This is a genomic window from Kluyvera ascorbata ATCC 33433 (assembly GCF_000735365.1).
In the GTDB taxonomy this organism is placed as follows: Bacteria; Pseudomonadota; Gammaproteobacteria; order Enterobacterales; family Enterobacteriaceae; genus Kluyvera; species Kluyvera ascorbata.
This window is the reverse complement of record NZ_JMPL01000147.1, coordinates 1-9,322: the sequence shown is the minus strand read 5'-3', so window position 1 is coordinate 9,322 and position 9,322 is coordinate 1. Positions and strand designations below refer to the sequence as shown.

Below are 9,322 nucleotides of genomic sequence, written 5' to 3'. Positions count from 1 at the left end.
CAAAGACGTACCGCCAGGCGCTATGTTCTGATAAAAAAAACCTGCCACGGCAGGTTTTTTTATCTTCTGCGAAAGTAGGTTACTATTACGCTCCGCAAAATAGGAGCAAAAAATGTCTCAGAACCTGACCCCGAACGATGAACTGGTTTCCGATGTGGTAGCCTGCCAGCTCGTTATCAAACAGATCCTCGACGTCATCGACGTTATCGCCCCGGTTGAAGTCCGTGAAAAAATGGCGAGCCAACTGAAATCCATCGATTTTACCACCCACCCAGCAGGGGCTGACCCGGTGACGCTGCGAGCGATTCAGAAAGCGATTGCACTGATTGAGCTGAAGTTTGCGCCACAGGATGCAACGCACTAATACGCGGTGAGGTTTCGGGCAAACGGCCCGGAATACCAATAAAAGAAGGGCGGAGACGCCGCCCTTCTGAAATCAATTAATGTTGTTGTTGAGTCACGATATTCAGCAGATGCTGGTCGGTTTGTTGAATGCACAGACCGGCTTTTCGTGCGCTGCGAACTTCATCCAGAATCGTCTTCAGCAAGATACCATCCTGTTCCTGCTCTTCTTCCAGAGCGTTCAGGAACGTCAGGGTGTTATCGTCATGAAGCACTTTAGCTTGTTCAGTTAATTCTGACAGCGTTGAAGCACGTTGGTCATGGCCTTCGATTGTTTTCAGGAAAAGATCTTCGAGGGTCGCGCATTTATCTTCGTTGGTTTCAAAAGCTTTAACCACCGGATAAGCGCCAGACTTCTTCATATAGTCGAACACGCGCATCATCTGCGTTACGCTGGACTGAGCCCGTGAACGTAGAAACGTCGCGGTCCCATTCAGCCTATGTTCTGAGCACCACTCGCTCAAACGCAAATAATGATTAGATGCAGAAAACTCAAGATTTATCTGTGCATTAAGCTTTTGAACCATTCCTGGAACTGCCATACAAATATCCTTATTGCTGGTAGGAACGATACGCGTTAAATCGCATAGTTCGTAATAGCCGCTAACCATGCGCTATTTCCGCGTTAGAGTGTGACTACATATTACCTGTAGTCCTTGCGTCTGACTTTGGGATATTAAATCCCTTCGTCAAAAAAATAATACGCTGAGTGTGGATATAAGAAAAGTCTCATGGGTTGCTTTTTACGTTTCGTTACAACCTATATTAAAATTAACGCCATTGGCAGAGATATATTTTCTTAATGCGATGGTTAACAGTGAATATAACGCGTTTGTATAATTTCCGTAAGGCGTTGTTAACATGAGGTTTGCTAGGGCTCGATGGGCATTTAAAGTGTGATCGCGATCTTGTTTTTCAATGAATATTAAAGTTAAAGCGAAATTAATACGTATTATTTACGATGAATGGCATTTTACGAATAATGTTTATCAGATAAAGCATGTATTTTTAAGTGGCTGTCTTGAATATCAAAACAAGGTTAAATTTGTTTTAGATCATTTTTGCTATTAGACAGCCGGTAGATGCTGTTTGCCGTAATTAAGGGTACGCAAGTTCTTCCCGTTTTGCCGCCTCAGGGAAGATGCGTTGATTAAAATGACAGGAGTTAAAATGAAACAGGTTGCTGTACTGCTGGCCCCAGGTTTTGAAGAAGGGGAAGCGATTGTCACGATTGATATCCTACGTCGTCTGCACATTGGCGTTGAACTGGTGTCCTGCGCTGAGTCCCGTGCGGTTGTCAGCTATCACGATATTCCGATGGTTGCCGATTCGACGCTGGCAGAACGCCTTGATACGTTGTACGACGCGGTTGTCCTGCCAGGCGGCCCTCAGGGGAGCGTGAATCTGGCGGCGAATGCCGATGTTGTTAAATTCGTCGAAGCCCACGATGCGGCAGGTAAGTTTATCTGCCCAATCTGCTCTGCGGCGGCACGTGTATTAGCAGGCAATGACTTGCTGAAAGGGCGCCGTTACGTTTGCTCCGGGGATTTATGGCAGGATGTGAAAAACGGCGAATATGTTGATGCACCGGTTGTCGAAGATGGCAATCTGATTAGCGGCAAAGGCTTTGGTCATGTCTTTGATTTTGCCTTCACCGTTGCCGCTCGCCTGCTGGGTGATGAAGCGCCGGTTCGCGACCATGCCGATCACATCTATTACCGCTGGTAATTGTTAACAAATTCCGGTTAAAGGGATTTTCCCACTCGTTATATAGATAAATCTGCTATCCCTTAGCGTGAATTGTCCGACAATTCACGCTTTCTATATGTACTTAATTGCTGAATATATGCATCACCCTACTGTAATTCTGCGGTGTGATGCCGCTCTCTTCTGGAAAACGCATTCCGGGCTATTAATGTTTCAACAACGTTAACGCTGTTAATAATACGGCTAATACTTTGTTTTATGTCTAATTTAAATCACCTATTTGATTTTTCCCTACATAAAAGAACATTAAGGCTGGAGTTAACCATGCACAAATTTACCAAAGCGCTGGCGGCCATTGGTCTGGCAGCGGTTATGTCACAATCAGCTATGGCTGAAAATCTCAAGCTCGGTTTTTTAGTGAAACAACCCGAGGAACCCTGGTTCCAGACGGAATGGAAATTTGCCGATAAAGCCGGTAAAGACCTCGGCTTTGACGTGATTAAAATTGCCGTGCCGGACGGAGAGAAAACGCTGAATGCGATTGATAGCCTGGCGGCTAGCGGCGCAAAAGGCTTTGTTATCTGTACCCCGGACCCTAAATTAGGGCCAGCCATTGTGGCGAAAGCGCGCGGCTATGACATGAAAGTGATCACCGTCGACGATCAGTTCGTCAACGCCAAAGGTAAACCGATGGAAGATGTACCGTTGGTTATGATGGCGGCGAGCGAAATTGGCGCGCGTCAGGGCCAGGAACTCTACAAAGAAATGCAAAAGCGCGGTTGGGATGTGAAAACGACCGGCGTGATGGCCATCACCGCGAACGAACTGGATACGGCGCGTCGTCGTACTACCGGCTCAATGGACGCGTTGAAAGCGGCGGGCTTCCCGGAAAAACAAATCTATCAGGTACCGACCAAATCTAACGATATCCCGGGTGCATTCGATGCCGGTAACTCCCTGCTGGTACAGCATCCGGAAGTGAAACAGTGGCTGATTATCGGCATGAACGACAACACCGTACTGGGCGGCGTGCGTGCGACGGAAGGCCAGGGCTTTAAAGCGGCCAGCGTCATTGGTATCGGCATTAACGGCGTTGATGCGGTCAATGAGCTTTCTAAAGCCCAGGCTACCGGCTTCTTTGGTTCATTACTGCCAAGCCCGGATATTCACGGCTATAAAACCAGTGAACTGCTCTACAACTGGGTACAGAAAGGCGCTGAGCCACCGAAATTTACTGCGGTGACTGACGTGGTGCTGATTACCCGCGATAACTTCAAAGAAGAGCTGGCGAAAAAAGGCCTCTGAGTCCTGATAGTTCTCCCTTCGCGACAGCGGAGGGAGACGGGTCGTGTCATTGTGGAGGTTGCGATGCAACAGTCTACCCCTTATCTCTCTTTCCGCGGTATTAGCAAAACCTTCCCCGGCGTAAAAGCGCTGTCCGATATTAGCTTCGATTGCTATAGCGGACAGGTGCATGCGCTGATGGGGGAGAACGGCGCGGGTAAATCCACGCTGCTGAAAATTCTCAGCGGCAATTATGCGCCAACCTCCGGGTCATTGGTGCTGCGGGGAGAAGAGATTTCTTTTGCCGATACCACTGCGGCGTTGAACGCAGGTATCGCAATTATTTACCAGGAACTGCATCTCGTCCCGGAAATGACCGTGGCGGAAAATATTTATCTAGGGCAGTTACCGAGCCGCGGCGGCTTCGTTAACCGCTCGTTGCTGAACTATGAAGCCCGGCTGCAGCTGGAGCATCTGGGTCTGGATATCGACCCCGATACGCCGCTGAAGTATCTCTCCATCGGCCAGTGGCAGATGGTGGAAATTGCCAAGGCTCTGGCGCGTAACGCCAAGGTTATCGCCTTTGACGAACCGACCAGCTCGCTATCCGCGCGCGAAATCGACAATCTGTTCAGGGTCATCCGCGAACTGCGCAAAGAAGGCAGGGTGATCATTTATGTTTCACACCGCATGGAGGAGATTTTTGCCCTCAGCGATGCGATTACCGTGTTCAAAGACGGTCGTTATGTCTGCACATTTGACGATATCAAAGCGGTCAGCCATGACCGCCTGGTACAGGCAATGGTCGGGCGTGAAATCGGTGATATCTACGGCTGGCAGTCACGCGAGTATGGCGATGAGCGTTTGCGCCTTGACCAGGTGAAAGCGCCGGGCGTTCGCACGCCAATCTCGCTTGCGGTGCGCAGCGGCGAAATCGTCGGGTTGTTTGGCTTAGTCGGGGCGGGACGAAGTGAACTGATGAAAGGGATCTTCGGTGGCACCAGGCTCAGCGGCGGGCAGATATTTATCGACGGCCAGCCGGTGACTATCGATAAGCCAGCGCAGGCCATTCGTGCCGGGATGATGCTTTGCCCGGAAGACCGCAAAGCCGAGGGGATTATTCCGGTCCATTCGGTGCGCGACAATATCAACATTAGCGCCCGGCGTAAGCATATCCACGCTGGCTGTCTTATCAACAATGCGTGGGAGTCAACCAACGCTGAACATCATATTAAATCTCTGAATATCAAAACGCCGGGGGCGCAGCAGCTGATTATGAACCTCTCCGGGGGTAATCAGCAGAAAGCAATTCTTGGGCGTTGGCTCTCTGAGGAGATGAAGGTCATCCTGCTGGATGAACCGACGCGCGGGATTGACGTTGGGGCCAAACATGAAATCTATAACGTGATTTACGCGCTAGCGGCCTCGGGCGTAGCGGTGCTTTTTGCCTCCAGCGACCTGCCGGAAGTATTGGGGGTTGCTGACCGCATCCTGGTGATGCGGGAAGGGGAGATTTCCGGTGAGCTGCTGCACGACAGCGCCAATGAACAACAGGCGTTAAGCCTGGCTATGCCTAAAGTCAGTCAGGCTGTGGCCTGAGGAAGGAGGTTACGATGTCATCTGTTACTACACCAGGCGCACGCCGCACGTCGCTGAGTTTTGGCCGTATCTGGGATCAGTACGGCATGCTGGTGGTCTTTGCCGTGCTGTTTATTTGCTGCGCCATTTTTGTGCCAAATTTTGCCTCATTCATCAATATGAAGGGGTTAGGGTTGGCGATTTCTATGTCGGGAATGGTGGCCTGCGGAATGCTCTTCTGCCTCGCTTCCGGCGACTTTGACCTGTCGGTAGCGTCGGTGATTGCCTGCGCGGGGGTCACCACGGCGGTGGTGATTAACCTCACTGAGAGCCTATGGATTGGCGTATTTGCCGGTCTGCTGCTCGGGGCGTTAAGCGGGTTGGTCAACGGTTTTGTTATTGCGAAACTGAAAATCAACGCCTTGATTACCACGCTTGCGACGATGCAGATTGTGCGAGGCCTCGCCTACATTATCTCAGATGGCAAGGCGGTGGGCATTGAAGACGAGCGCTTCTTTACCCTCGGCTATGCCAACTGGCTAGGGCTGCCGGCACCAATCTGGCTGACCGTTGGGTGCCTGATTATTTTCGGTTTACTGCTGAATAAAACCACCTTCGGGCGCAATACTCTGGCGATTGGCGGTAATGAAGAAGCGGCGCGTCTGGCGGGGGTTCCCGTGGTGCGTACCAAGATAATCATTTTTGTCCTTTCCGGGCTGGTGTCCGCGGCGGCGGGTATTATTCTGGCTTCGCGTATGACCAGCGGTCAGCCGATGACGTCCATCGGTTATGAGCTGATTGTTATCTCGGCGTGCGTGCTGGGCGGCGTGTCGCTGAAGGGCGGGATCGGCAAGATCTCTTATGTGGTGGCCGGGATCCTGATACTGGGAACGGTAGAAAACGCTATGAACCTGCTGAATATTTCCCCGTTCTCTCAGTATGTCGTGCGTGGCCTGATCTTACTGGCGGCGGTGATTTTTGACCGCTACAAACAGAAGGCGAAGCGTACCGTCTGATTGTGTGATATTGGTCCCGGCGTCGCTGCGCTCGGCCGGGCTACAAAAAATAGCTATCCGTAACCCGGCCGAGCGCAGCGACGCCGGGTTTCACCATTTGTTACAGTGTCACCAACAGCACATCAACGCCGCTATTCCCGGCAATCGCTTTGGCCGAGCAGGTGGCGCGTGAGAAGAAGCTTTGGTTATGGTTACCGCAGATAACCAGGTCAACCTGGTGATTCTGGCAGAATGCTTTGACGTGATCGCACAGCTCACCCGAGGCAATATGGCTTTTCCAGATAGGGTAGTGGGTAGAGTCAGAAAGGCTTTGCAGAAATTGATGCGTTTCTTCCTGCATCAATTCACGCAGATTTTCCAGCATCGGTGCAGCCAGCTGGTTGTACATCTCCGGGTCAGTTGACAGCGTTATCAAACTAATACGAGCACCGGCAGGCTCGGCGATTTCCACTGCTTTCCTTAGCAGCTCATGACTCTCTGGGGTAGGCGCAACGGCCACCAAAAGATGTGAGTAAGACATCAGACCTCCTTGCTTGAATGACATGCACTCGATCCTTCATCTCTTACTCTTTTTACCGCCTCGCTGCAAGCGTTGGGGGCAGTATCGCTGTCTATAACTTAACCTAATACATTAGCAAGGTTTATGCGAATGACAGTATTAAAGGTGCGTAAATTGCATAAGCCGCACTGAATATATGATGTAACCAGTAAGGCGGATAAACATTTAATTTTTGCTGAAATATTGTTAATAAAAAGTAAATAACATGAAAATTAATTTGTGGCAAATGATTATATGTTTCAATTTGTTGAATTTAAAATGAATTTTATTTATTAGATGAAAGCATGATCTGTGATAATTTTTTCGCATCTGGCTCGCGTAAAGTCCCTCGTCCTGAATCTTTGTTAAATACTTTCGGTGAATGAATATCCGTTAGGCTGGAATAAAATAGCGATTTTTTTGCTTAAATAATACTCAAAATACAATTGAGACTGATGGATTGAGGGGCGAAATTTGATTTGATTTTGTGACGGCGATCACATAAATTTCAAATTAACAGCGAAGTAACATTGTATGTGTCACATCTGGCGAGTAAAGTTGCGTCGAATTAGGAAAAATCTTAGTAAATTGTAAGAAATGTTTAGGTTAGTCGGGCGAGAGGTCAACGCGCCGACCGACAACCCTGCAGAAAGATTCACCTAATCGGCTATGCATTTCGACCGATTTTTTTTATCGGGCCTTGCCCGACGACATCACGGGGTATGCGGTTTGACCGCATAAAGTACTAATTGGTTATTCGGGATGGGGAAAATGCATACATCCGAGTTGCTAAAGCACATTTATGACATCAATTTGTCTTACTTGCTTCTTGCACAGCGTTTGATTGGTCAGGATAAGGCTTCAGCTATGTTTCGTCTCGGCATCAACGAGGCCATGGCTAAAGTTCTTGGTGAACTGACTCTTCCGCAGATGGTGAAAATTGCGGAGACCAACCAGTTAGTTTGCCAGTTCCGTTTTGATGATGCTCAAAGCATCACCCGTCTTACGCAAGAGTCACGAGTTGACGACTTACAGCAGATTCATACCGGTATTCTGCTCTCCACCAGACTGCTGAATGAAGCCAGCCAATCAGGCGAACCTGCACGTAAGAAAAGGGCCTGAAAATGAGCGAAAAAAGCATTGTTCAGGAAGCCCGCGATATTCAGCTTGCTATGGAGTTGATAACGCTGGGCGCGCGTTTGCAGATGCTGGAAAGTGAAACCCAGCTCAGCCGTGGTCGTCTGATTAAGCTGTACAAAGAACTGCGCGGCAGCCCGCCTCCAAAAGGAATGCTGCCGTTTTCCACGGACTGGTTTATGACATGGGAACAGAATATTCACTCTTCCATGTTCTGTAATGCCTGGCAGTTTTTACTCAAAAGCGGACAGTGCTCTGGCGTGGACGCCGTGATTAAAGCCTACCGCTTGTACCTCGAACAATGTCCACAGCAGGATAACGGGCCGCTTCTGGCGCTGACTCGCGCATGGACGTTAGTCCGCTTTGTGGAAAGCGGAATGCTTGAACTCTCCAGCTGCCATTCCTGCGGCGGCAATTTCATTACTCATGCGCACCAGCCAGCGGGCAGCTTTGTTTGCAGCCTTTGCCAGCCACCATCTCGCGCAGTAAAAAGACGTAAACTTTCCGACAATCTTGCCGATAGTAATCCACAACTGCTGGATGAACAGATAGAGCAAGCTGTTTAACCCACACGGTGTGGATAAAACACTCCAGCAGCGGTCTTGATGATCGCTGCTTTTTTTTACCCGTCGGTTAGTGATTTTGCTCATCTGTCTCCACTCATGGTCAACGGTGGAAGGATGATTACGTGCTTATCTTAATAGGTTACCTGGTTGTTTTGGGGACAGTTTTCGGCGGCTACATGATGACCGGCGGACACCTTGGGGCACTGTATCAACCGGCCGAGCTGATTATCATCGGCGGGGCGGGGGTCGGTGCTTTTATCGTCGGGAACAACGGCAAGGCTATCAAGGGCACGCTTAAGGCGCTGCCGCTGCTGTTTCGTCGCTCGAAATACACAAAAACGATGTACATGGACCTGCTGGCCCTGCTTTATCGTCTGATGGCGAAGTCGCGCCAGCAGGGGATGTTTTCGCTCGAACGCGATATTGAAAACCCCAAAGAGAGCGAAATTTTTGCCAGCTATCCGCGCATTCTTGCCGATAAAGTGATGCTGGAATTTATCGTCGACTATCTGCGTCTGATTATCAGCGGTAACATGAACACCTTCGAAATTGAAGCGCTGATGGACGAAGAAATTGAAACCCATGAAAGCGAATGTGAAGTTCCGGCGAACAGCCTGGCGCTGGTCGGCGACTCACTGCCGGCTTTCGGTATTGTCGCGGCGGTGATGGGGGTTGTTCACGCGTTGGGTTCAGCTGACAGACCCGCAGCAGAGCTTGGGGCGCTGATTGCCCACGCGATGGTGGGAACATTCCTTGGCATCTTACTGGCCTACGGATTTGTCTCTCCGTTAGCTAGCGTACTGCGCCAGAAAAGCGCAGAAACGACTAAAATGATGCAGTGCGTCAAAATTACGCTGCTGTCGAACCTCAACGGCTATGCACCGCCGATTGCCGTCGAGTTTGGCCGTAAAACCCTTTACACCAGCGAACGTCCTTCGTTCGTCGAGCTGGAAGAACATGTGCGTGCGGTGCGTAACCCGGCTGGCCAGCAGCAGACCACAACCGAGGACGCATGAAAAACCAATCGCATCCTATTAGTCGTCGTAAAGCGGCGACAAACATAAATACGCACGGTAGCCGCCCACGGCTCTTGG

At 50.0% G+C, this 9,322-nt stretch carries 10 protein-coding genes; 8 read left to right on the top strand and 2 right to left on the bottom strand.

What is annotated here, in order from left to right; genetic code table 11:
* Nucleotides 1-112: 112 nt before the first annotated feature.
* A complete protein-coding gene (locus tag GKAS_RS21200) occupies nucleotides 113-364 on the top strand; it encodes a DUF2766 family protein (RefSeq protein WP_035897221.1) in 252 nt (83 codons plus the stop codon).
* Between the two features lie 76 nt (nucleotides 365-440).
* Here GKAS_RS21200 and GKAS_RS21195 read toward each other — a convergent pair whose 3' ends face one another.
* Complete coding sequence (locus GKAS_RS21195) at nucleotides 441-944, bottom strand: non-heme ferritin-like protein (RefSeq protein WP_035897219.1); 504 nt, start codon at nucleotides 942-944, stop codon at nucleotides 441-443.
* A 628-nt stretch (nucleotides 945-1,572) separates the two neighbouring features.
* Between GKAS_RS21195 and GKAS_RS21190 the strand changes: the two genes are divergently transcribed.
* The 4 genes from GKAS_RS21190 to araH all read left to right on the top strand — a co-directional run bounded on the left by GKAS_RS21190 (nucleotide 1,573) and on the right by araH (nucleotide 5,987).
* Nucleotides 1,573-2,130: a DJ-1/PfpI family protein gene (locus tag GKAS_RS21190; protein WP_035897217.1), complete on the top strand. Its 558-nt coding sequence runs from the start codon at nucleotides 1,573-1,575 to the stop codon at nucleotides 2,128-2,130.
* A gap of 303 nt (nucleotides 2,131-2,433) precedes the next feature.
* Entirely contained in the window at nucleotides 2,434-3,414 is a 981-nt protein-coding gene (locus GKAS_RS21185; RefSeq protein WP_035897215.1) for an arabinose ABC transporter substrate-binding protein, read from the top strand.
* A 63-nt stretch (nucleotides 3,415-3,477) separates the two neighbouring features.
* Entirely contained in the window at nucleotides 3,478-4,992 is a 1,515-nt protein-coding gene (gene araG, locus GKAS_RS21180; RefSeq protein ID WP_035897212.1) for an L-arabinose ABC transporter ATP-binding protein AraG, read from the top strand.
* A 14-nt stretch (nucleotides 4,993-5,006) separates the two neighbouring features.
* A complete protein-coding gene (araH, locus tag GKAS_RS21175) occupies nucleotides 5,007-5,987 on the top strand; it encodes an arabinose ABC transporter permease AraH (protein WP_035897211.1) in 981 nt (326 codons plus the stop codon).
* Nucleotides 5,988-6,087: 100 nt separating this feature from the next.
* Here araH and uspC read toward each other — a convergent pair whose 3' ends face one another.
* Nucleotides 6,088-6,507: a universal stress protein UspC gene (gene uspC, locus GKAS_RS21170; RefSeq protein WP_035897208.1), complete on the bottom strand. Its 420-nt coding sequence runs from the start codon at nucleotides 6,505-6,507 to the stop codon at nucleotides 6,088-6,090.
* 789 nt (nucleotides 6,508-7,296) lie between these two features.
* On the opposite strand from uspC, the gene flhD reads away from it, so the two are divergent.
* From flhD to motA, 3 genes are all read left to right on the top strand, one after another.
* Complete coding sequence (flhD, locus tag GKAS_RS21165) at nucleotides 7,297-7,647, top strand: flagellar transcriptional regulator FlhD (RefSeq protein ID WP_035897207.1); 351 nt, start codon at nucleotides 7,297-7,299, stop codon at nucleotides 7,645-7,647.
* Nucleotides 7,644-8,228 (top strand): flagellar transcriptional regulator FlhC, encoded by a 585-nt coding sequence (gene flhC, locus GKAS_RS21160; RefSeq protein WP_181814576.1) that lies wholly within the window; start codon nucleotides 7,644-7,646, stop codon nucleotides 8,226-8,228. The genes flhD and flhC overlap by 4 nt, the downstream gene beginning before the upstream one ends.
* 122 nt (nucleotides 8,229-8,350) lie before the next feature.
* Nucleotides 8,351-9,244, top strand: coding sequence for a flagellar motor stator protein MotA (gene motA, locus GKAS_RS21155; protein ID WP_035897203.1), 894 nt, complete (start codon nucleotides 8,351-8,353; stop codon nucleotides 9,242-9,244).
* Nucleotides 9,245-9,322 lie beyond the last annotated feature (78 nt).